At 69.9% G+C, this 20,620-nt stretch carries 20 protein-coding genes; 6 read left to right on the top strand and 14 right to left on the bottom strand.

Annotated elements, in window-relative coordinates:
• Window positions 1–130: 130 nt before the first annotated feature.
• The 5 genes from ACFXC1_RS48930 to ACFXC1_RS48910 all read left to right on the top strand — a co-directional run bounded on the left by ACFXC1_RS48930 (window position 131) and on the right by ACFXC1_RS48910 (window position 3,830).
• On the top strand, window positions 131–727 hold the full coding sequence (locus tag ACFXC1_RS48930) for a nuclear transport factor 2 family protein (RefSeq protein ID WP_381256326.1): 597 nt from the start codon (window positions 131–133) through the stop codon (window positions 725–727).
• A gap of 28 nt (window positions 728–755) precedes the next feature.
• Window positions 756–1,823: a maleylacetate reductase gene (locus tag ACFXC1_RS48925; protein ID WP_381256323.1), complete on the top strand. Its 1,068-nt coding sequence runs from the start codon at window positions 756–758 to the stop codon at window positions 1,821–1,823.
• 11 nt (window positions 1,824–1,834) lie between these two features.
• Entirely contained in the window at window positions 1,835–2,773 is a 939-nt protein-coding gene (locus ACFXC1_RS48920) for a dioxygenase family protein (protein WP_381256321.1), read from the top strand.
• Window positions 2,774–2,800: 27 nt separating this feature from the next.
• Window positions 2,801–3,526 (top strand): MBL fold metallo-hydrolase, encoded by a 726-nt coding sequence (locus ACFXC1_RS48915; RefSeq protein ID WP_381256318.1) that lies wholly within the window; start codon window positions 2,801–2,803, stop codon window positions 3,524–3,526.
• An 82-nt stretch (window positions 3,527–3,608) separates the two neighbouring features.
• On the top strand, window positions 3,609–3,830 hold the full coding sequence (locus ACFXC1_RS48910; RefSeq protein ID WP_381256315.1) for a hypothetical protein: 222 nt from the start codon (window positions 3,609–3,611) through the stop codon (window positions 3,828–3,830).
• Window positions 3,831–4,434: 604 nt separating this feature from the next.
• Here ACFXC1_RS48910 and ACFXC1_RS48905 read toward each other — a convergent pair.
• From ACFXC1_RS48905 to ACFXC1_RS48855, 11 genes are all read right to left on the bottom strand, one after another.
• Window positions 4,435–4,824, bottom strand: a complete 390-nt coding sequence (locus ACFXC1_RS48905; protein ID WP_381256313.1) for a nuclear transport factor 2 family protein — start codon at window positions 4,822–4,824, stop codon at window positions 4,435–4,437.
• A 62-nt stretch (window positions 4,825–4,886) separates the two neighbouring features.
• Window positions 4,887–5,345 (bottom strand): nuclear transport factor 2 family protein, encoded by a 459-nt coding sequence (locus ACFXC1_RS48900; protein WP_381256311.1) that lies wholly within the window; start codon window positions 5,343–5,345, stop codon window positions 4,887–4,889.
• Entirely contained in the window at window positions 5,303–5,680 is a 378-nt protein-coding gene (locus tag ACFXC1_RS48895; protein WP_381256308.1) for a nuclear transport factor 2 family protein, read from the bottom strand. Before ACFXC1_RS48895 ends, ACFXC1_RS48900 begins: the two co-directional genes overlap by 43 nt.
• Window positions 5,681–6,847: a sugar ABC transporter substrate-binding protein gene (locus ACFXC1_RS48890; protein WP_381256305.1), complete on the bottom strand. Its 1,167-nt coding sequence runs from the start codon at window positions 6,845–6,847 to the stop codon at window positions 5,681–5,683. It lies immediately after the preceding gene.
• Between the two features lie 330 nt (window positions 6,848–7,177).
• On the bottom strand, window positions 7,178–8,194 hold the full coding sequence (locus ACFXC1_RS48885) for an ABC transporter permease (protein WP_381256302.1): 1,017 nt from the start codon (window positions 8,192–8,194) through the stop codon (window positions 7,178–7,180).
• Window positions 8,194–9,777 carry a sugar ABC transporter ATP-binding protein gene (locus ACFXC1_RS48880; protein WP_381256299.1) on the bottom strand — a complete coding sequence of 528 codons (1,584 nt, stop codon included), beginning with the start codon at window positions 9,775–9,777 and terminating at the stop codon, window positions 8,194–8,196. Before ACFXC1_RS48880 ends, ACFXC1_RS48885 begins: the two co-directional genes overlap by 1 nt.
• 633 nt (window positions 9,778–10,410) lie before the next feature.
• Complete coding sequence (locus ACFXC1_RS48875; protein ID WP_381256296.1) at window positions 10,411–11,544, bottom strand: XdhC family protein; 1,134 nt, start codon at window positions 11,542–11,544, stop codon at window positions 10,411–10,413.
• Window positions 11,545–11,641: 97 nt separating this feature from the next.
• The gene (locus tag ACFXC1_RS48870) at window positions 11,642–13,828 is read right to left on the bottom strand and encodes a xanthine dehydrogenase family protein molybdopterin-binding subunit (RefSeq protein ID WP_381256293.1); all 2,187 of its coding nucleotides are present in this window, start codon (window positions 13,826–13,828) and stop codon (window positions 11,642–11,644) included.
• The gene (locus ACFXC1_RS48865; protein WP_381256291.1) at window positions 13,825–14,805 is read right to left on the bottom strand and encodes an FAD binding domain-containing protein; all 981 of its coding nucleotides are present in this window, start codon (window positions 14,803–14,805) and stop codon (window positions 13,825–13,827) included. Before ACFXC1_RS48865 ends, ACFXC1_RS48870 begins: the two co-directional genes overlap by 4 nt.
• A gap of 12 nt (window positions 14,806–14,817) precedes the next feature.
• Window positions 14,818–15,459, bottom strand: a complete 642-nt coding sequence (locus ACFXC1_RS48860; protein WP_381256288.1) for a (2Fe-2S)-binding protein — start codon at window positions 15,457–15,459, stop codon at window positions 14,818–14,820.
• A gap of 207 nt (window positions 15,460–15,666) precedes the next feature.
• The gene (locus tag ACFXC1_RS48855) at window positions 15,667–16,737 is read right to left on the bottom strand and encodes a lipocalin family protein (RefSeq protein ID WP_381256285.1); all 1,071 of its coding nucleotides are present in this window, start codon (window positions 16,735–16,737) and stop codon (window positions 15,667–15,669) included.
• 383 nt (window positions 16,738–17,120) lie between these two features.
• Here ACFXC1_RS48855 and ACFXC1_RS48850 point away from each other — a divergent pair, with 383 nt between their 5' ends.
• Window positions 17,121–17,726, top strand: coding sequence for a TetR/AcrR family transcriptional regulator (locus tag ACFXC1_RS48850; protein WP_381256282.1), 606 nt, complete (start codon window positions 17,121–17,123; stop codon window positions 17,724–17,726).
• 280 nt (window positions 17,727–18,006) lie between these two features.
• Here ACFXC1_RS48850 and ACFXC1_RS48845 read toward each other — a convergent pair whose 3' ends face one another.
• From ACFXC1_RS48845 to ACFXC1_RS48835, 3 genes are all read right to left on the bottom strand, one after another.
• On the bottom strand, window positions 18,007–18,555 hold the full coding sequence (locus ACFXC1_RS48845) for a VOC family protein (RefSeq protein WP_351716234.1): 549 nt from the start codon (window positions 18,553–18,555) through the stop codon (window positions 18,007–18,009).
• 64 nt (window positions 18,556–18,619) lie between these two features.
• The gene (locus tag ACFXC1_RS48840; protein ID WP_381256280.1) at window positions 18,620–19,417 is read right to left on the bottom strand and encodes an SDR family NAD(P)-dependent oxidoreductase; all 798 of its coding nucleotides are present in this window, start codon (window positions 19,415–19,417) and stop codon (window positions 18,620–18,622) included.
• A complete protein-coding gene (locus ACFXC1_RS48835) occupies window positions 19,414–20,604 on the bottom strand; it encodes a thiamine pyrophosphate-dependent enzyme (protein WP_381256277.1) in 1,191 nt (396 codons plus the stop codon). Before ACFXC1_RS48835 ends, ACFXC1_RS48840 begins: the two co-directional genes overlap by 4 nt.
• Between the last annotated feature and the right edge of the window lie 16 nt (window positions 20,605–20,620).

Genomic DNA, 20,620 nt, shown 5'->3' with positions numbered 1-20,620 from the left:
AGCGGCATGGCTGGCGGAGGTCCGGGAGACAGAGGCCCTCGAGCAACTCCACCGAGAGGTGGAGGAGTTCCTCCGGTCCTTCTGACGAGGCCCCTGCACCAGGGATCTCCACCCTTCCAAGGAGTCAACAATGTCGCAGGCCGACAACGACCGCCACGAGATCCGGCAGCTCATCGAGAACTGGGCGCTGTGGCGCGATGCCGGGGACTGGGGCCGCTTCGCCACGGTCTGGCATCCGCGCGACGGCTGGATGAGCGCCACCTGGTTCCAGGGAAGTGCCACCGACTTCATCAAGGCCAGTCGTGAGGGCTTCGAGAACGGAGTCAGCATTCTGCACTTCCTGGGCGGTCACACCGCGGACATCGCCGGCGACCGGGCCGTCGCCCAGACGAAGATGACGATCAACCAGCGCGAGACCATCGACGGCGTCGAGGTCGATGTCGTCTGCACCGGCCGCTTCTACGACTTCCTCTCCCGGCACGAGGGGCGCTGGACCCTCGTGCGTCGGCAACCGATCTACGAGAAGGACCGGCTCGACGTCGTCGACCCCGCTGTCTCACTGACGTTGGATCCCGAGCTCCTGGACCGGTTCCCGACCGGCTACCGGCACTTGGCCTACCTGCAGACCAAGGCGGGCTTCATGGTGAAGGACGGGCTCCCCGGTCTCACCGGCCCAGCGGTCGAGCACCTCTACTCCGAAGGCACGCGATGGCTGGCCGGGGCCTGAGGCCGCAGACCCACCGAAGGAGCAAGCGATGAGATTCACGCACGAGACCCTTCCCCAGCGGGTGGTGTTCGCGGCCGGGGAGTCGCCCGCCGCTGTGGCGGCGGAGGTCGAGGCACTCGGCGGTTCCAAGGTCATGCTGATCGCGTCGGACCGTGAGAGGGAACTGGCCGATCCGATCGCCAAGGAGATCCCGCTCGTACTGCGTCACGAGGAGGTCGTGATGCACGTACCGGTCGAGGTCGCCGGGCGAGCCCTTCGTGCGGCCTCCGACGCGGGCGCGGACATCCTGGTCAGCGTCGGCGGCGGCTCGACCACGGGTCTGGCCAAGGCGGTGGCGCTGACCACCGGGCTGCCGATCGTCGCGGTACCCACCACCTACGCCGGCTCCGAGGCGACCAACGTGTGGGGGCTGACCGAGGGGGAGACCAAGACCACCGGCGTGGACGGCAAGGTGCTGCCCGCGTCGGTCGTCTACGACGCCGCTCTCCTGAGCACTCTGCCCGGCGAGATGACGGTCGCCAGCGGCCTGAACGCGATGGCGCACTGCGTGGACTCCATGTGGGGGCCACGTGCCGACCCGATCGACCGGGCACTGGCGCAGGAAGGCATCCGCGCGCTGGCCACCGGCCTGCTGGCGGTCGCCGAGGACTCGGCCGGCGTCGAGGGCATCGAGCAGACGCTCTACGGCGCCTACCTCGCGGCCGTCGCGTTCGCCTCGGCCGGCTCCGGAATGCACCACAAGATCTGCCACGTCCTCGGCGGCATGTTCAACCTCCCCCACGCACAGACCCACGCGGTCGTGCTGCCCTACGTACTGGCCTTCAACGCCCCGCACGCCCCTGAGGCGGAGGCGCGGATCACTCAGGCGTTCGGAGCGGCCTTCCCCGCTCCGACGGCGAACGAGGGTCTGACCGCCCTGCGCCAGGTGCTGAACGCGCCGAGTGCGCTGCGCGACTACGGCATGCCCGAGGACGGCATCGCCAGGTCGCTGGGACCGATCATGAAGGCGATCCCGGCCAGCAACCCCACCCGCGTCACCTACGCGAACCTGACCATGCTGCTGCAGGCCGCGTGGGCCGGCGATCCGGTCAACTGAAAGAGGCCGTCATGGCTACCTACGTCAATCCCGGCGCTGCCCAGGCCGGTGCCGACGTCACGATCTACCGCGAGGTGTCGCCGGAGCAGCGGGCGGTCGAGCAGAGGCTCGTCGACAACGTCGTGGCCTCCTTCGGCCTCTGCGAGGACCCGCGGCTGCAGGAACTCATGGTCTCCCTGGTGAAGCACCTGCACTCCTTCATCCGCGAGGTCCGGCTGACCGAGGAGGAGTGGGGGGAGGCGATCGGCTTCCTCACCCAGGCCGGTCACATCACCGACGACGTCCGGCAGGAGTTCATCCTGCTGTCCGACACCCTCGGCGCGAGCATGCAGACGATCAACGTCAACAACCAGGCCTACAAGGGCGCCACCGAGGCGACTGTCTTCGGGCCGTTCTTCGTTCAGGACGCCCCGGCGATCGAGCTCGGCGAGGACCTTGCCTTCGGCGCCCCCGGTGAGCCCTGCTGGGTCGAGGGCACCGTCACCGACACCGACGGCAATCCGCTCGCCGGTGCGCGGATCGAGGTCTGGGAGGCCGACGAGGACGGGCTCTACGACGTGCAGTACGACGCCGGCAAGCGGGCCGGCCGGGCACACCTGTTCTCCGCGGCCGACGGCGGCTACCGCTTCTGGGGCCTCACTCCGACGCCGTATCCCATCCCCGACGACGGACCCGTCGGCAAGATGCTCGACGCCGTCGGCCGCTCCCCGCTGCGCGCCGCCCATCTGCATTTCATGGTCTCCCACGAGGGGGCGCGCACGCTGGTGACCCACATCTTCCCCGAGGGTGACCCGATAGGCCGCAAGGACACCGTCTTCGGCGTGAAGGACTCGCTGATCAAGCGGTTCGCACGACAGCCGGCCGGCACGCCGACACCCGACGGCCGCGTGATCGACGGCACGTGGAGCCGGGTGCGCTTCGACATCGTTCTCGCCCCCGCGGGCGTATGAGGCGCTGTGACAAGGACGAGACGGCCCATGGGCGATCGACCGACGGAGATCCGCGAGCTCGCTCCCGATCTCTTCATGATCCGGACGGGCTTCCCGCAGGTCTACGTCTGGCGCGACGGAGCGGAGATCACGATGATCGACGCAGGGTTTCCCGGGGACGAGCCCGCGCTCGCCGCTGCCTTCGCCGAGCTGGGCTTCCGTACCACGGGCCTCCGGCGGCTCGTGCTCACACATCACCACGAGGACCACGCGGGCGCGGCCGCGGACGTGGCGAGCTGGGGCGATGTCGAAGTGGTCGCGCATCGCGCGGACGCTCCGATCATCCGCGGCGAGCGCCGGCCCCCGCGCCGGACGCTCACCGACGAGGAACGCGCGGTATTCGAGCGGCTGTCCGCCGGCATCCCACCGGCCCCTCCGTGTCGCGTCGACTCAGAGGTGGAGGCGGGGGACATCGTCGCGATCGGGGGCGGAGCGGCGGTGATCAGCGGAGCAGGGCACACGGAGGGCAGCATCGGCCTCCTGGTGACGGAGTCCCGTGTCCTGTTCACCGGCGACCTCATCGTCACCATTCCGGCAGAGCCCACGCTGGGCCATTTCAACGACGACGCGGCCATGGCCCGCCGCTCCGCCGCGGCGATGGCCGCCCACGACGTCGCGCTTCTGTGCCCCGGACACGGCGACCCGGTGGCGGACCCCCGGGTGCTGAGCGGGTTGGAAGCGACGCTGGCGTCCTCCATACCCGGCAAGCCGTAACGTCTCGCGTGGCGCAGCAGGGGAACCGGTCCCGCGGATCGAGGAGACCGGGCTAGGGGAGCCGCGCGCCGATGAGATCCTGGTGGGCGTCGTGACGACCGGGATCTGCCACACCGACATCTACGCGCACGCCGGGCGCGGCATCCCTGTGGTCGTGGAGCGGGTGGGCGCCGACGGGTTCGCGGCCGACGACCATGTCGTCCTCTCCGGCGGCATGTGCGGCGGTCTGCCCCAGATGCCGCACCGGGCGACCCACCTACGGCCGCGAGGGCATGCTCGTCGCGTTCGGCGGCCGACGCGATGACCCCGGTGCGGATGGGCGGTTTGTTCTTCGGGCAGTCCCCGCTCACCACCTCTGCGGTCGCTGCGGTCGGGAGCGTGGTGAGGGTCCCGATGACGTGCCGCACCAGACTCCCGGGCCGTTGGCCTGCGTTGATCACCGGCGCCGGGTCGGTCAGCGAGGCCCGGCGACTCCAACGTCGTCCTCGGCCCCGGGGGGTCGGCCTCGCCGCGGTCATGGCGGCACGGGTGGGGCGTCACGCGTTTCGTGGTCGACGCCGTGGGCCCCCGCGGCTTCGTGGCCGCGCCTCACGGCGAATGGACGCCCGACACCGCTCACCTGTACGCGCGAGGCCGGCATTGGGGCATCCGCGATCCCGGCGACGCTCATCCCCAAGCTGATCGAGCTCTGGAGACCCGGCCGATTCCCCTTCGACAGGCTCGTGCGGACCCGTCCGTTCACCGACATCGCGACGGCCTGGACCGACACCACGTCCGGCGAGTGGTGAAGCCCATGCTGTCCATGTCCTGAGAGCACTCACGGGCGATCCGCGTCGCTGACGCGGAGGTGCCGGCGCCATCCGGTTCCGGCAGGGGCCGGATGGCGCCGGTGCTCAAGTCGGTCGGGGTCACTCGAGTCCGTGGATGACCTTGCCGCCGGGCGGCGGACGGAAGGCATCCCAGTGCTCGACGAGCAGCCCCTCGCGTACGCGGAAGACGTCGATCAGCATCCCGTCCTCGCGGATTGCCTGACGGGCGATGAACTCGCCGTCGGCGATGACGTTCACCTCGATCTCCTTCGCCGGGTCGAGCCGCTCCTCCGGGGGCAGCGAGAGGATGTAGGTGAAGAACTTGCGGAGCCCCTCGCGGCCCTGCTCGATGTTCGGGTTGTGCTGGATGTAGTCCTCGGCCACGTAACGGTCGAGGTGCTCCAGTCCCGCCACAGTGCCGTGGGCGACGTCGAAGAACTCGGCGACGATCTGCTTGTTGCGCTCGAGATCGTGGATCTCGTCAGCCATGCTCAATCCCTTCGCTGGATCGGAATCCCGGAAGAAGCCCGTGCGCGGGGCGCCAGGAGTCCCTATTCGAGACCGTGGATCACCGCGCCGCCGGGTGGCGGGCGGAATGCGTCCCAGTGCTCCTTGACAAGGCCGTCCTCGAGACGGAACACGTTGATGAGCAACCCGTCCTCGCGGATCTCGTGCCGGACGACGAAGTCGCCCTCCGCGATGAGGTGCACCTCGAGCTCCTTGGAGGGGTCAAGGCGCTCGGAGGGCGGGAGCGAGAGGATGTGGGTGAAGAACGTGCGCAGTCCCTCGATGCCCTGCCCGATGTTTGGGTTGTGCTGGATGTAGTCGGCCGCCGCGAACTCGCCGAGCCGGTCCAGACGCGCGAGATCGCCGTGGGCGACCGCCAGGAAGTCCTCGACGAGCCGCTTGTTGCGTTCGAGCCGCTCGGGTTCCGACGCGGCTGCCTCACCGGCTCCGGCCCCCGCCGTCACGAGCCCGCCGGCGGGTCGTAGCCCGGCGCCGAACGCCACGCGTCCCAGTGCTCCTGGAGCATGCCGTCCCGGACCCGCCAGATGTCGATGTGGAGCCCGTTGACGCGGATCTCGTGACGCACCACGAGATCCCCCTCGCCGATCAGGTGGACCTCGACGGTCCCGGAAGGATCGAGATCCTTCTCGCGTGCGCGATGGAATCCGGCGAAGTACTCACGGACGCCCTCTCGCCCCTGCCCGGCGTGTGGATTGTGCTGGACGTAGTCGACCGCGACGAGGTCGTCGAGACGGTCGAGTCGCTTGGCGATCGCCACGTCGTTGACGAACGCCTCTACAACCTGTTTGTTGCGCTCGATGCTTTCGTCGCCTGTCATCTACTTCTTGCCCCAGAGATTGAGGAATCCGTCGACGTAGTCGGCCTTGCCGTACCACGAACCGCTCGACCACCCCTTCTGGGTGAGGTCGAGACCGCTGACGTTGGCGGACGTGAACAGACGCTGGAACGGGAAGTCCAGCTCGCCCTTGCGCGGCTGACCGACCATGAGCCGCAGCAGCGAGTCGGACAGGTACCAGGAGAGTGCCGGAAGGCTGAACGCGGCGACCGCGCCGGTCCACTGGGACTTGCCGAGCTGTTGCATCACGGCCAGGGAGCCGCCCACGGTGCCGATCTGGGTGTTCGTGGCGCTACGGCCGGCGGCCTGCGCTCCCGAGACGACATCGGGGACGTAGTTGTTCGTACCGGCCACGATGTACTTGATGTTGGAGTCCGCCACCAGCGATGTCGACACTTCGGTGGGGATCTTGTCCTGGTTGACCGTGTTCACGTCGATCACCTTCGACGAGCAGCCGCCGCAGTCGTCCTTCAGCACCTTGACGACGCCGTCGTTGGCCCAGGCCGGCGTGATGTCGTTCGAGGTCGTGCGCATCGCGAGCACATGGGCTGAACCCTTGGAGTCGACGATGAACTGATCGGTCAGCCAGGAGTGGAGCTTCACGAAGCTGGGAGTCACGTAGCTGACGAGCTTCGGGTCGCCGGGGCCGGAGGACGTCGTGACGCCGTTCACCAGCGGGATGCCCGCCTTCGCGACCGCGGCGATCGCGCTCGGAGCGGTGTTCTGGGTGATGCCGACGGTGACGATGCCGGCGGCCTTCGCGTTGATCGCCTGCTGGAGGCAGTTGGCGACACCGTCCGGCGAGCCGCCGGTCGTGCCGCACGCCTCCACATCGACGCCGAAGCGCGAGAACACGCTCTTGATCTCGTTCGCGACGACCGAGAAGTCCTGCACCTCGAGCGCCGGCACGATGACGTAGACCTTGCCGCCGGTGATCTTCGACGTGTCGATGGCCGGACCCGGCGCGGCGAACGTGTCGATCGGCTGTCTCGCCGACTTGACCGCCGCCGCGACGGCGGCCGGAACGGATCCCTTGCCGTCTCCCGACGAGCCCGAGTCCGTCTTGGTGCTGCCGCAGCCGACGAGGGTGAGTGCCAACACCGTGCAGGCCGCGAGAAGTTCGCGCGACCGATTGCGCCCGTTCAGCATGAGATTGCCTCTTTTCTTTGAGTGTGTAATCACTTCGCCCTCTCCCGAGAGCAGGGCGCTTCCCGTCCGCGGGCAGGGAACATCACCGTCCCGGCCCGGGTGTGTCGCAACAGAGCGAAGGAGATACGCCGGGCAACGGCATGTCGGCGTTCGGGGCCTCGCCACCGTTCGGGCGGACGGGTATCGCGCGTCCCGAACCGCGCCGCGTCGTCGAGCAGGGACGCGACAGCGATCAGGACGATGTCGAAGCCAGCAAGGAGCACGCCGACCGGCCGAGGACTCCTGCGCCGCGGGCGGCGGTCAACAGGGAGGTGCCGTGCAGGAGCCGGTTCAGGCGCGTGCGCGGCGGCGGAGAAGAAGCGACACGGTGATGGCGATGATCAGCGCCGCGCCGTAGAAGACGTTCGTCACCCATCCGGACAGCCCGAGCAGTTGCAGCCCGAACATGCCCGTCAGCAGGAAGTAGGCGGCGATGAACATGCCGATCGCGTTGAAGCGCCCGGGGACCACCGCGATCGTTCCGAGGAACACCGCGGCGAGAGCCGGCATCATCTGCACCTGGGCCGTCGCGGTGCTGAACCCACCGACACCGCACGCGAGGATGATGCCGATGACGCCGCTGAGCAGAGCGGCCATCAGGTAGCCCCCGAAGCGGATGCGGCGGACGGGGATGCCGGCGAGCCTCGCGACGTTCGGGTTGGAGCCGACGAACAGCATCGATCGGCCGAGCGGGGTCGCGGTCATGACGTACGCGGTGATGATGACGAGCACGACGCCGTACCAGAACACCGCGGGGAGACCGAGGAAACTGCCGAGCGCGACCTGTGCGAGCCCCGGGTCGAGGCCGCTCACGTTCGACTGGTTCGACATCAACAGCGCGATCCCCAGGGCGACGCTCCCCGTGCCGAGGGTGACGACGATCGAGCTGATCCCGACGACGACCACAAGTACCGCGTTGATGAGGCCGACGAGCACCGCCGCGGCGAGGGCCACGAGGATCGCCAGCGGGACCGGCCAGCCGTGCAGGACGACCAGGGCCGGGAACGCGGTTCCCGCCAGGCCGTAGATGAAGGCGAACGACAGGTCGAACTCGCCGACGGCGATCGTGGTGATGACCGCGAGGCCGAGGAAGACCACCGGTGTCTGCTGGCCCAGGACCGCGCGCGAGGCGTTTCCGAGGGCGACGCTGTTCGGGAGCAGCACCAGGAAGAGCACCACCATGATGATCCAGAGCAGCACGAGGCTGTAGCGCTGGAGCAGGTAGGTGGCCGCCCGGGTGAGTGGAACGCCCGTCTTCTGAGGTGTGGCGCCCGCGGTGATCGTGGGTTGTGACCGTGTGGTTGCCATCAGGCCTCATTTGCGGGAGTCGGTGCGGAGAGGAGAGCGTGCGCCGCGTCATCGACGGTGAAGATCGCGGAGAGAACGGCGTCCGCGTCGAACGGTCGCGTCATCTCGCGGACGATCCGGCCGTCCTGGAGGATGAGAACCCGGTCGCAGATCGCCGCGAGGTCCTCGACCTCGGCGGAGCAGACCATGACCGCGGATCCGTCGGCGGCGGCCTGCCGGCTCGCCGTGAGGATCGCGTGACGCGCGCCGACGTCGACCGCCTGGGTGGGGTCGTCGAGCACGAGCAGGTCGGGCGTCCCGAGGAGCCACTTGCCGAGCAGCACCTTCTGCTGGTTGCCGCCGGACATCGCGGCGACGGGCATCGTGGGGTTCGGCGGCCGGATGTCGAACCGCTCGATGATGCCCTCGGTCTCGGCGCGCTGCCACTTGAACCCGGTCCACCAGGGCTTTCCCCGGCTGCGCAGGTGGGGGAGGGTCGCGTTCTCCTCGACCGTCAGTTCGAGGGCGACGCCCTTGTCGTGCCGATCGGCGGGGATGAAGGCGATCCCGGCGTCGAGGAGGTCGACGACCCTGGCCCGGGCCAGGTCGACGACGCGTCCGCCGAGCTTGACCTGGCCGGTGCCGCGCCGGTCGCCGCCGAGCAGCGGCCCGAGGTCCGACAGGCCAGAGTCGACCGTCCCCGTGAAGCCGACGACCTCGCCGCGGCGGATGGCGGCGCTCACGCCCTCGACCCGTCCGCCGGAGACGTCGACGAACTCGACCGTCTCGGGCCGGGGCGCGGTCGGCAGGCTCTCCATGATGTCGCCGAGTTCTGCGGCCCGCCCGAGGACGAGGCCGGTCAGCTCGGCCTCGTCCAGCCCTGCCGTCGGGATGCCCGTCTCCACGACCCGGCCGTTGCGCAGGACGGTCGCCCGGTCGGCGATCTCGAGCACCTCCTTGAGGTTGTGGCTGACGAACAGCACGGCCGTGCCCTGGCTCGTGAGCAGGCGGATCATGTCGTAGAACGCCGGCAGTGCCTCATGGGGGATGGCGCGCGAGGACTCGTCGAAGACCACGACACCCGTGCCGGGCGTCCGGTCCTGGAGGGCGCGTGCGACCGCGACCGCGACCCGCTCGCTGGGCAGCAGGGTCGAGACCTTGGCCGACGGGTCGATGTCGGTGCGGAGGTACTTCAGCGTCTCACCGACGGCGACGGCGTCCTCGGAGGTGCGGATCCTGCGGGTGATCGGGTTGACCGCGTGCCGGCCGACCCGCACGTTGTCGCGCACCGAGAGGTCGGGCACGAGACCGAGATCCTGGTGCACGAACGAGAGACCCTGTCCGTGCAGCGCCTTCGCCTTGATCGGCGGACCGATGTGCTCGCCGTCGAGGAGGATCTCGCCGCCCGGATCCGCCGAGTAGACGCCGGAGATCAGTTTGATGAGTGTCGACTTGCCGGAGCCGTTCTGCCCGACGAGGGCGTGCACCTCTCCCGGGGCGATCGTCAGGCTCGCGTTCTCGAGGACCGCGACGCCGGCGAACGTCTTGGTGAGATTGCGGACCTGGAGCCGGGGGACCGGCGGGGTCGCGGATTCATCGGCCATGACTACCGCACCTGCAGTGCGGTTCGGTCTCCTGGACGCCGCCGGGGACGGAAAGGGCTGGGTGAATCGGTCGGAACCATGGACGACTCCTTGCGCACGAAGCGCTGCTGTCGGGACCGACGTCCGCTGCCGGCCCCGGATGTGGGTGCTGCTGTCGCGGTCATCCCGGCAGCACCGCTGCCGAACCGCCCCATGGGCCTTCGCGGAGCTCCTCCGCGTGGCTCTTCAACCAAACCTGATTCAGAACGCTCGACACGGTGACTGACCGGCGAGCAGCGACAAGGTAGGAAGTGACTCCCGTCACGCTCAATGGACATGTTCATTGGACGAACAAGTCACCCATATCGGTAGCTCCGGTGTGCACCATCCAGGAGGCGTCTGCTGCAGGGTTCGGGTGGCAGGTTCGGGCATACGGTCTGGAGGATCGACGCAGTCATGACGGCTTCGAAGGATCTGTCGAACCGGCATCCCGTGGCCATCGAGGTCCAGCCGCTGCTGACGTCGAAGGCCAACAGGGTGAGGACGGTGCCCTCCGGGCGGCGGAACGGCCAGGCTTGCTCAGCGGTTCACCGTCGGTGTCGACAGGCACCAGTTGTCTCCGACGGCCTCCGAGTCGATCCGTCGGCCGTCGGCCTAGGCTGCGCGGTGGATGGGGCCGGTGCCTTGCGACAGGGGCAGACCGGTGTGGTGGTTGGCCCGGGCGATGATCTCCGCAGTAATGGAAATCGCCGTTTCCTGGGGGGTGCGGGCGCCGAGGTCCAGGCCGATCGGGGAGTTCAGCCGGCCCAGTCGGTCCTCGGGGACGCCGGCCTCCCGCAGCAGGTCGAGACGGCGCTCGTGGGTACGCCGGGAGCCCATAGCGCCGATGTAGCCGACGGGGAGCGTCAGCGCCAGGCGCAGCAGCGGGATGTCGAACTTGGCGTCGTGGGTGAGGACGCAGATGGCGGTGCGGGGGTCGACTTCGGTGGCCGCGAGGAAACGGTGGGGCCAGTCGGTGACGACCTCGTCGGCGTGCGGGAAGCGGGCGGCGGTGGCGAAGACCGGGCGGGCGTCGCAGACGGTGACCCGGTAGCCGAGGAAACTGCCTGCCTGGCTGAGAGCGGAGGCGTAGTCGATGGCGCCGAAGATCAGCATCCGGGGTCGGGGCGCGTGGACGTGGACCAGAACGGTGAGCTGCCGCGGGCAGGTGTCGTCCCCCGAGTTCTCCGACTCGCCCTCGGCGCGGCCCAGTTCGATCCGGGCGGTGCGGCCCGCCCGCAGGAGGGCACGGGCATGCGCCACGACCGCGCGGTCCTCGGTCTCCTCGCCGAGAGCGCCTTCGTGGGCGCCCTCAGCAGGGACATGGAGGACACGGCCGACGAGCTCATCAGGGCCGTCGACGACGTGGGCCACGGCCAGGGGGCGCCCCGCTGCCACGGCACCGAGGGCGGAGGCGAGGTGGGGCTCGGCGGTGGGCTCCACTCGCTGTACCAGTACGTCGATCTCTCCGCCGCAGGTCAGGCCGACGGCGAAGGCGTCGTCGTCGGAGTAGCCGAATCTCGCGCGGGTGGGTGGCCCGCCGTGCGCAAGGACCTGCTGGCACAGTTGGTAGACCGCCGCCTCGACACAGCCACCGGAGACGCCGCCGACCGCGGCGCCGTCCACGCCGACGGCGAGGGCGGTGCCGAGGGGCAGGGGGGAGCTGCCGCTGGCGTCGACGACGGTGGCGAGGGCGAAGGGGCGGGCCTCGCTACACCAGAGGTGCAGTGTGTCCGCGATGTTGAGCATGGCGGGCTCTCTGTTCGGTGGGTGGTCGTGGCGGGCCGGCGGTACGGCAACGGCCCTGGGGCCCGGGTGACCGGTGGCGTGGCGGCCACCCGGGGGTTCAGAGCAGGACCTCGGGCTTGATCGGCAGCTCGCGGACCCGGCGGCCGGTGGCGTTGAAGACCGCGTTGGCGATGGCGGGCGCCACCCCGACGATGACGATCTCGCCGAGTCCCTTGACGCCGATGGGGTCGGCTTCGTAGTCCTCGCCCTGGATGAAGATCGCCTTCATCTCGGGCATGTCGGCGTGGGTCGGCACCAGGTAGTCGGCGAAGTTGGCGTTGACGATCCGGCCGTCGCGGTGGTCGGTAATGGTGTGTTCGAGCAGGGCCTGACCGATGCCGCCGGTCATGGCGCCGATGGCCTGGCTGTCGGCCAGTGTCGGGCTGATGATCCGTGCGGCGTCGTACACGCCGACCATGCGCCGGACCCGCACCAGCCCGAGCCGGGCGTCGACGGCCACCTCGGCGAACGTCGCCGCGTACGCGTACAGCGAGAACCGCTCAGGTCCCGAAGGCCCGCCGTACGACCCGAGCACTTCCAGGTGGGTCCGGCCGTTGCGGGTCAGGAGCCGCTGGTACGTCTCCCCGCGTGCGGGCTCGTCCTTCACATACAGCCGACCGCCCCGTACGACGACGTCGGCGGCCGCGGCGCCGTACAGCGGTGAATCCTCGTCGGCGACCGCGAGCGTGATCGCCTGCTTGCGCAGTGTGTCGCAGCCGTCCTGGACGGCGGATCCGACACTGGCCATGGTCAGTGAGCCGGCGTGGATGGGGGCCGTGGGCATGCTGGAATCGCCGAGCCCGAAGGTCACCTGGCGCATGGTCAGGCCGAGGGCGTCGGCGGCGACCTGGGTCATGGAGGTGGCGGTGCCGGGACCCATGTCGCTGGTCGCGGACTGCACCAGGGCGGTGCCGTCGGCGTCGAGCTTGACCGAGGCCTGGGCCGGGCTGCGCAGGGTGTCGTAGACACCGGCGGCCATCCCCATGCCGATGAGCCAGTCGCCGTCACGCGTCGATCGGGGCTCGGGGCTGCGCCGGTCCCAGCCGAACGCGCGGGCGCCCGCCCGGTAGCACTCGCGCAGGCGGCGGGTGGAGAACGGCAGCCCGCTGGACTCGTCGTCGGCCGGTTCGTTGCGCAGCCGCAGCTCGATGGGGTCCATGCCCAGTTCGTGGGCGAGTTCGTCCATCGCCGACTCGACGGGATAGGCGCCGCTGGAGTAGCCGGGGCCGCGCATGAACCACGGCGTGCTCACGTCCAGCGGAACCAGAGAATACGTCTGGTGGACGTTGGGGGTGCTGTACAGCATCCGGCCGGGGTTGAGGACCTCTTCGGTGTACGTCTCGTAGCGGGAGGTCTCGGCCCGGACCTCGTGCGCCGACGCGGTCAGGCGGCCCCGCCGGTCGCTGCCCAGCCGCAGTCCGTACTCGTACGCGGGCCGATATCCCACGCCGAAGTACAACTGCCTGCGGGTGAGGACGAGTTTCACGGGGCGCTTCACCTCGCGGGCGGCCATGGCCGCGATGACGGAGTGCACCCAGGTGCGGCCGAGGCTGCCGAAGGAGCCGCCGACGAACGGCGAGAAGACGCGGATGTGGTCCGGCGGGATGCCGAACTCGCCGGCCAGGGTCGACACGGCACCCTGTACCCACTGGGTCTTCTCCCAGACGGTCAGCCGGTCGCCGTCCCAGCGGGCGACGATGCCGGCCGGTTCGATCGGGTTGTGGTGATTGCGGGCCGTCTGGTACGTCATCTCCAGCCGGACGGCGGAAGAGCCCAGGGCCCCCTCGGCATCACCTCGGGCATAGGTCTGGCCGTCGCCGGCGGGGTCGGCGATGGTCATGTCGGTCGAGGGAGGCTCGGCGTCGTAGGAGACGCCGACCAGGCTCGCGGCGTGCTGTGCCGTCTCCAGCGTGGTCGCCACCACGACCGCGACGGGCTGGCCGAAGAACCGGACCCGGTCGTCCTGGAAGGCGCGCAGCGGCGCACCCGGCGGGTATCCCCCCGCGAGGGGCGGCAGCTTGGGCGCGTTGAGGTGGCTGATCACCTTCAGGACGCCGGCCTGGGCCACGGCGGCGCGGGTGTCGATGCCGGTGATACGGCCCTTGCCGACGCGGCTGTCGACGACGACCGCGTGCACGAACCCGTCGGGGCTGTTGTCGGCGGCGTACTTCGCTCTGCCGGTCACCCTCAGCCGTGCGTCGACCCGGCGCACCTCCGCGCCGACCGCTGCCTGTGGCTGGCTCATGCGGTGCCTCCTACGATGCGCAGCTGGCGTTCGACGGTGCGTTTGAGCAGCTCGGCCTTGAAGCCGTTGTACGCGAGGGGACGGGCCCCGTCGGCCGCGTGCCCGGCCGCCTCGGCCCACAGCGCGTCGGAGGGACGCTCGCCGACGAGGCGGCGTTCGACGGCGGGCAGCCGCCACGGCACGGTGCCCACACCGCCGGCGGCGACCTTCGCCTCGCGGACGACGCCGCCGCGGATGTGCAGCGCGACCGCCGCGGAGGTGAGCGCGAACTCGTAGGACTGCCGGTCGCGCACCTTCAGATAGCCGGACTTCAGTGGTCGCGGGTGGGCCGGGATCTCCACGGCGGTGATCAACTCGCCCGGTCGGACGGCCTGTTCGCGGTTCGGGGTGTTGCCCGGCCGGAGCAGGAAGTCGGCGAAGGGCACGGTGCGTTCGCCCTCCCGGCCCAGCAGGTGGACGTCGGCGTCCAGGGCGGTGAGAGCGACCGCGAGATCGGAAGGGTGCGTGGCCACGCAACTGTCGGAGGTGCCGAGGATCGCATGGCCGCGGTTGAAGCCGTGGAGCGCGGCGCACCCGGAGCCGGGCTCGCGTTTGTTGCAGACGGCGGTCACGTCACGGAAGTACGTGCACCGGGTGCGCTGCATGATGTTGCCGCCGATGGTGGCCATGTTCCGCAGCTGGGCCGAGGCGCTCAGCTCCAGCGCCTGCGAGACGAGCGGGTAGCCGGACCGCACCTCGGGGTGGGCGGCGGCCTCGGCCATGCGGACCAGGGCGCCGATGCGCAGACCGCCGCGCGCGGTGACGGTGACCTCGCGCAGGGGCAGGCCGCTGATGTCGACCAGGGCTCCGGGGCGTTCGACGGTCTCCCGCATCAGGTCGACGAGCGTGGTGCCGCCGGCGATGTAACGCCCGCCGCGCCCACCGGCGGCGAGGGCCTCCCGCGTGTCCGCGGCCTTGGTGTAGGTGAAGGGATGCATGGGGATCGGACCTCACATCCGGTCGGCGGCCTGCTGGACCGCGCGGACGATCTTGACGTAACAGCCGCAGCGGCAGAGGTTGCCGCTCATCCACTCCTGGATCTCGTCCTGCGATCCGGTGTGGCCCTCCTGGATGCAGCCGACCCCGGACACGATCTGCCCCGACGTGCAGAAGCCGCACTGGAAGGCGTCCTGGTCGATGAACGCCTGCTGCAGCGGGTGGAGTCGGCCGCCCTTTTCCAGGCCCTCGATCGTGGTGACCTCGGCGCCCTCCAGCCGCACCGCCAGCGTCAGACAGGAGGCGACCCGTCTTCCGTCGACCAGGACCGTGCAGGCGCCACAGGCACCCGCGTTGCAGCCCTTCTTCGAACCGGTCAGGTCGAGGTGTTCGCGCAGCAGGTCCAGCAGCGAGGTGCGGTTGTCGACCGTGACGGTGCGCCGGACGCCGTTGACCGTCAGGGACACCAGGCTGTCGGGCGGTGCCTCGGTGGCCACCGCTTCGTCGGTGGCGAGGGCGGGCGGCGCGGTGGCCAGGCCGCCGATCACCACGGCTCCTCCGACGGCGGTGGTGGTGGCGATGAAAGTACGCCGGGTGGGCGCGGATTCGGACTCGGCGGATGAGGTCCCGACCGGGACGGGACGTTCGGTGGACATGTCCACTCTCCCTCGATGGGTGCGTGGGTTGTCAGGGCGTGGGGCGGACTCACCGGGAGGGAGTCGCGCGAAGGGGTTGCACAGGTGAGGGCATCCGGCCGCGCCGCCGGTTGAGTGCTCGCGACGCGGCCGGCCCTCCTGCCCTGGTCCGGCCGAATCCGCCGGGGGGCGTGCGGCAGGCGGGAGGGCCGGCCGCCGTTCAGCCGTTCAGCCGCCGGTGACCTCGACGTAGGTGGTGCCGGTGACCGGGCGGTGGCCGTAGCTTCCGGTGACGGCGGCGCTGCCTTCGTAGCGGGGTCCGGTTTCCGGCAGTTCCTGGTTCGCGGTGTAGGAGACGACGTTCAACTTGGCGTCCTCGCCGGGGATGCTGACCTTCCAGCGCGTCGGGTAGGTCTTTCCGGTGGTCGGGCTGGTCCAGAGGGTGGATTCGCCGGGCGTGAGGGTCGCCTCGGCGACGGTCTGGGTGCCGTCGGGCTTGAGGATCGTCGCGAAGTTGTTCTTCTTCTCCAGCTTCGTGTTCCAGACGCTGATCCGGTCGCCGTTGGACAGGCTGAGGTTCATCCAGGTCCACGCGCGGTCGGCGGTGTTGCTGAGGGGCAGGGGGCCCCACTGGCGGTCCAGCCAGGACTGCCCCCGGAGCTTGTCGGTGCGGCCGTTGATCGTCAGCGTCCCGGAGGTGTCGATGGTGGGGAGGGCGTACTCGTAGTTCGGGTACTTGGCGTCGCCGAACATCGGGAAGTACCCGGTCCCCATGTTGTAGAGGACGTTTCCGCGCGGGCGGAGCGTGACGTCGATGGTTCCCTCGGGCACCTTCGCGCGCAGCTTCTGCTCGCTGGTGTCGCCGGTCCAGGTGATGTTGTCCGTGTGGATGTCCACGCCCTGCTTGTCGGACAGACCCGACCCGGCGGGGAGGCGGATCTCCGACTTGGTGTACCAGCCGGTGTCCTGGTCGATGATCGACACGGCCGACGAGCCGAACCCGTTCTTGACGTCGCCGATGTTCACGTAGTGGGCCAGGAATCCGTACCGGTGGCCCCCGGCGGTCACCTGTGCGGTCACGTACCAGGACTGGTTCTGCCGGTCGGTGGTGGCGGCGAGGTCCGCGGCGGGGTCGACGAGAACCGGAAGGTCGGTCTGTGCCAGACCAGGTCCGGAGGTGGTTTTGTGCGTCGCGGTGTAGTCGGCGGCTGTCGCGGTGGCCGGTCCCCCCGAGGCGAGGGTGAGCGAGGCGACGAGCGCGGATGCGATGGCGGCCGCGCCTACGGTGGTCTTGCGCATGATGGCTCCTTGCGCGGATGTCCCGCACGGATGCACAGAGCACCATCATGTACGAAACGGTTTCGTACCATGGATGGGTGCACGTAACCCGTGGGAGGAAAACCCGTGGTGCCGGAAGGGGGGCTGGTGTGTACCCCCTTGCGATAACTGACACCTGTAAGATTAGCTGGCGCTCGGCCGATGTCAACCGCTGATCCGACGAGGCCGCCGCATCTGCCCTCGTGCGAGGCGCTGATCTGGGGCGATGCGCAGATGCACCGATCAGGGTGGCTACGCTGGCCCCGAGTCGTGGGCACACGCGTACAACCGTCTGAGGAGGACACGTGGGAGGCAAGGCGAGTACCACCCGACGCCCGGGGCGCCCCAGCGGGGATTCCCCTGCGGTGCCCACGGAGCGGGACGTCCTGCTGCGGGGCCTGGAGGCGTTCGCGGAGCTGGGGTACGACCGGGCGTCGGCACGGGAGCTGGCGCGCCGACTGGGGGTCAGCCACGTCTTCATCAACGACCGCTACGGGTCGAAGGCGGCCTTCTGGCGTGCGGTGGTGGATGCCGCCCTCGGGGCTCAGCTCACGCGCATGACGCCGCCCCCGCCGGGAAGCGAGGACGAGGCCGTGGTACGGCAGTTCGTCCTGGAGTTCTACCGGATTCACATCGACGAACCGCGGCTGGCCCTGCTGATGGAGGACGCGTTCGCACGGGACACCGAGCGGCTGGACTACCTCTACCAGCGTCACATCGAGCCGACACTGGCTCTCGTCGTGCCCAGTATCGAGCGGCTGATGGCGTCCGGGCGCATCGCACGGGTTCCGATGGACGTCCTGTTCTTCGCCATCACCGCTCCGGTGTCAGGACTGATGCATGAGGCTCTCGCCCGGCGCCTGGGGCGCCCCGAGCATCTGCCGCGGGCAGAACGTCTCGCCAGGGCGGAGGCCCTGGCCGGACTGGTGATGGACGGCCTGTTGGCCCCGGGCGGCGCGAAGCCCCGGTAGGGAAGTGTCGAACCGCCCGCGCTCCATGGCCGCAGGGCGGAGCGAGGCGGTCGTTTGCCGGCGGCCCGTCGCACTGACGCCGACCGAGCGCTGCCGGCCCGCCCGCCGCTGCCCCGGTTCCCGGACAGGTGCCCGGCGCCGACGGTGCTTGTCTCGCCGTAACTGCGGTCGCATGCGCCGGGCTGACTGGTCCCGCGGACAATCCCGGGCAGGCCGTGTCGCACCCCTCGCCCGACACCGCCGTGCCGCCTCCCGACACGGCCGTTCGCCCGCCCCACGGTCAGGCCGGCAGCAACTCCGCGAAGTCGCGCACCGACCGCGATCCGTCCCAGCCGACCGATGCCCGCCAGGCCGATGTGAAGATCTCTCGCGTGATCTCGCTGTCCTGGACGAGCTCGATCATCCCCGGGCCATCCTCACCGCCGTCGAGGAAGAAGACGTCACCGCCCGGGGTCAGATCGTGAAAACGTACCGACGCTCCGCGCGCCTCACGACGTTCGACCTCCTCCCGGACGTCGGGCACGATCTTGGCGACGTGATGGAAGCCGTAGCCATGGCGTTCGTGGGCGTCCTTGTAGATGGAAGGCTCGTCGTCGAGGGTCTGGATCAGCTCGACCATCATGTGCCCGGAGAAGGCGAGGGCGAGGGTGAACTCCGCCTTCCCCGGCTCACCGCGGTAGGTGGAGCCCTCGCCGCCGAGCCTTCCGTTCACGAACCAGGGCCCGACGCCGAGTTCGTCGGTCCACCAGCGCATCCCGGCGGTGAGGTCGGGGACCATGTACGCGACCTGGATGATGGCGTCCGTCGGCTGACCGAAGGGAAACTGCATGGTGGTCGTCCTCACTCGGGTCGGGTCCTGCGGCTCTGCGGGTGATCGACAGCGGCCTTCGCCGCTATGCCGAGGGGCGGAAGAAGCCGGTGAGGCCACCGTCCACGAGAAGGGCCGTCCCCGTGATGTAGCCGGCTTCGGACGAGGCCAGGAAGAGCACGGCGTCGGCGAGTTCCTCCGGCTCTCCCTCTCGGAGCATGGGAGTGCTGAGCCTGAGCCGCTCCCGGAAGGCGTCCGCCCCGCCGGGCGGCAGGCCCGTCGTACGTGCGGAGATATCGGTGTTCATGCCGGCCGGAATGACGATGTTGACCCGGATTCCCTCCGCGATGACCTCGGCGGCGAGGATGCGGGTCAGGTGCTCGAGCGCCGCCTTGCTGGTGCCGTAGGCGGCGGTCCCCGCGCTGGCCCTGCGACCGGCCGCCGAGCCGCAGAAGACGACCGCCGCGCCGGGGGAGAGCAGAGGCTTGAGACTCTGCATCACGAAGAACGAGCCCTTGACGTTGGTGTCGAACACCGAGTCCCAGGTGGCCTCGTCCATGTCGTCGAGGCGCTTCATGCCCGCCTGCCCGGCATTGACGTAGGCGGCGTCGATACGTTCCACCCGTGCGGCGACCTCGCTGAACGCGGCCTTGATGCCGGCCACGGAGGAGAGGTCCGCGGACACGGCGATCGTGCCGTCGCCGATCAGATCGCTCGCCGTCTTCAGCCGGTCGGGGTCCCGCGCGACGATGACCACGCGGGCGCCCTCGCGGGCGAAGGCCCGTGCGGCTGCCAGGCCCAGTCCCCTGCTGCCGCCGGTGACGAGGCAGGTCTTCCCGAGGAATCGCCGCCGCCGGTCCGCGGCGGGCGGCTCGTCGCTCATGAGTCGACCTCGATGCCACCGAACGGAGCCCCGCCGTTCAGGACGCGCTCCTCCGGAGGAATGGGCGCGAGGCTGACGCGTACGTCGATGCACGTCGGCCGGCGGGCCGCGAGGGCCGCCTCGATCGCCGGGCGCAGCTGGTCCAGCTCTGTGACGTCGACGCCGTCCGCACCGAGAGCTCGTGCCACGCCGCTGTAGGAGCCGTTCTCCAGGCGGTTGTTGGTGACGCGGTTCTCCCCGAAGATGAACTGCTGGGTGTGCAGGGTGGCGCCCCACGCCTGGTTGTTGAGGACGATCACGACGACGGGGAGCCCCGCCCGGACGAGGGTGTCGAACTCGGCGAGGCTGTAGCCGACGGCTCCGTCTCCGGTGACGAGGATGGTCGCCTTGTCGGGGATCGCGTACTGCGCTCCGACGGCCACGCCGAAGGTGCTCCCCATCGAGCTGAGGTAGCCGTGCCCCAAGTAGTGGGCCAGCGGCGCCAGGGCGATCGTCTCGGAGAGCCACAGCTCGGTCAGAGCGCCGTCGACGACCACGGTGGCCTGGTCGGGGACGCTCTCGGCGATCGTGCGGACGGCGAGGTACGGGTGGATCGCGCCCTCGTGCTGCTCGGTCTCGTCCGCGAGCGCGGACCGCCGGGTGGCCGAGACCTCGCGCAGGGTCTTCAGCCAGTCGTCGCGCCCGGAGGGCACAGGGCCGTCGCCCAGGCGCTCGTTCAGCAGGCCGACCGTGCCGACCGGGTCGGCCTGGACGCCGAGTTCGACATCCTGGAGACGGCCGAGCTCACGCCCGTCGGGGTCGATCTGGAACAACCGGGAGCTCTTGGGAAGCAGCCGGCCCGTACCGAACTGGGTGGTCATGCCGAAGCGCAGGCCGAGCAGCAGGACCAGGTCGGGTCGCTCGTCCTCGGGGACGGTGGCCAGGGTCTGGATGAGACCGACGTGTTGCTCGGAGCCGACGATCGCTCCGAGGCCCTCCCAGTCGGAGAAGAGGGGCACTCCGGTACGGGCGGCGAACTCGTGCAACTGCGCCCGGGCTTCGGCGGTCACGAAGGACTTGCCGACCAGCGCGACGGGGCGCCGGGCGGTGCTCAGCGCATCGACGATGCGGTGGGCGGGGGGGGGGGGGGGGCGGACCGGCGCGCGGACGGCCCCGCCTGCTGGTGGGAAGGGCGGTAAGAGACCCACGCTCTAGAGGGACACA

Source organism: Streptomyces hokutonensis (assembly GCF_042751305.1).
GTDB classification, from domain to species: Bacteria; Actinomycetota; Actinomycetes; order Streptomycetales; family Streptomycetaceae; genus Streptomyces; species Streptomyces hokutonensis_A.
Note: the sequence above shows the minus strand (reverse complement) of the source record. Positions and strands in the feature narration are given on the sequence as shown.

Coding starts and splice junctions, on each gene's coding strand:
- ACFXC1_RS48930 (WP_381256326.1), top strand. CDS start 131: ATGTCGCAGGCCGACAACGACCGCCACGAGATCCGGCAGCTCATCGAG.
- ACFXC1_RS48925 (WP_381256323.1), top strand. CDS start 756: ATGAGATTCACGCACGAGACCCTTCCCCAGCGGGTGGTGTTCGCGGCC.
- ACFXC1_RS48920 (WP_381256321.1), top strand. CDS start 1,835: ATGGCTACCTACGTCAATCCCGGCGCTGCCCAGGCCGGTGCCGACGTC.
- ACFXC1_RS48915 (WP_381256318.1), top strand. CDS start 2,801: ATGGGCGATCGACCGACGGAGATCCGCGAGCTCGCTCCCGATCTCTTC.
- ACFXC1_RS48905 (WP_381256313.1), bottom strand. CDS start 4,824: ATGGCTGACGAGATCCACGATCTCGAGCGCAACAAGCAGATCGTCGCC.
- ACFXC1_RS48895 (WP_381256308.1), bottom strand. CDS start 5,680: ATGACAGGCGACGAAAGCATCGAGCGCAACAAACAGGTTGTAGAGGCG.
- ACFXC1_RS48890 (WP_381256305.1), bottom strand. CDS start 6,847: ATGCTGAACGGGCGCAATCGGTCGCGCGAACTTCTCGCGGCCTGCACG.
- ACFXC1_RS48885 (WP_381256302.1), bottom strand. CDS start 8,194: ATGGCAACCACACGGTCACAACCCACGATCACCGCGGGCGCCACACCT.
- ACFXC1_RS48880 (WP_381256299.1), bottom strand. CDS start 9,777: ATGGCCGATGAATCCGCGACCCCGCCGGTCCCCCGGCTCCAGGTCCGC.
- ACFXC1_RS48875 (WP_381256296.1), bottom strand. CDS start 11,544: ATGCTCAACATCGCGGACACACTGCACCTCTGGTGTAGCGAGGCCCGC.
- ACFXC1_RS48870 (WP_381256293.1), bottom strand. CDS start 13,828: ATGAGCCAGCCACAGGCAGCGGTCGGCGCGGAGGTGCGCCGGGTCGAC.
- ACFXC1_RS48865 (WP_381256291.1), bottom strand. CDS start 14,805: ATGCATCCCTTCACCTACACCAAGGCCGCGGACACGCGGGAGGCCCTC.
- ACFXC1_RS48860 (WP_381256288.1), bottom strand. CDS start 15,459: ATGTCCACCGAACGTCCCGTCCCGGTCGGGACCTCATCCGCCGAGTCC.
- ACFXC1_RS48855 (WP_381256285.1), bottom strand. CDS start 16,737: ATGCGCAAGACCACCGTAGGCGCGGCCGCCATCGCATCCGCGCTCGTC.
- ACFXC1_RS48845 (WP_351716234.1), bottom strand. CDS start 18,555: ATGCAGTTTCCCTTCGGTCAGCCGACGGACGCCATCATCCAGGTCGCG.
- ACFXC1_RS48840 (WP_381256280.1), bottom strand. CDS start 19,417: ATGAGCGACGAGCCGCCCGCCGCGGACCGGCGGCGGCGATTCCTCGGG.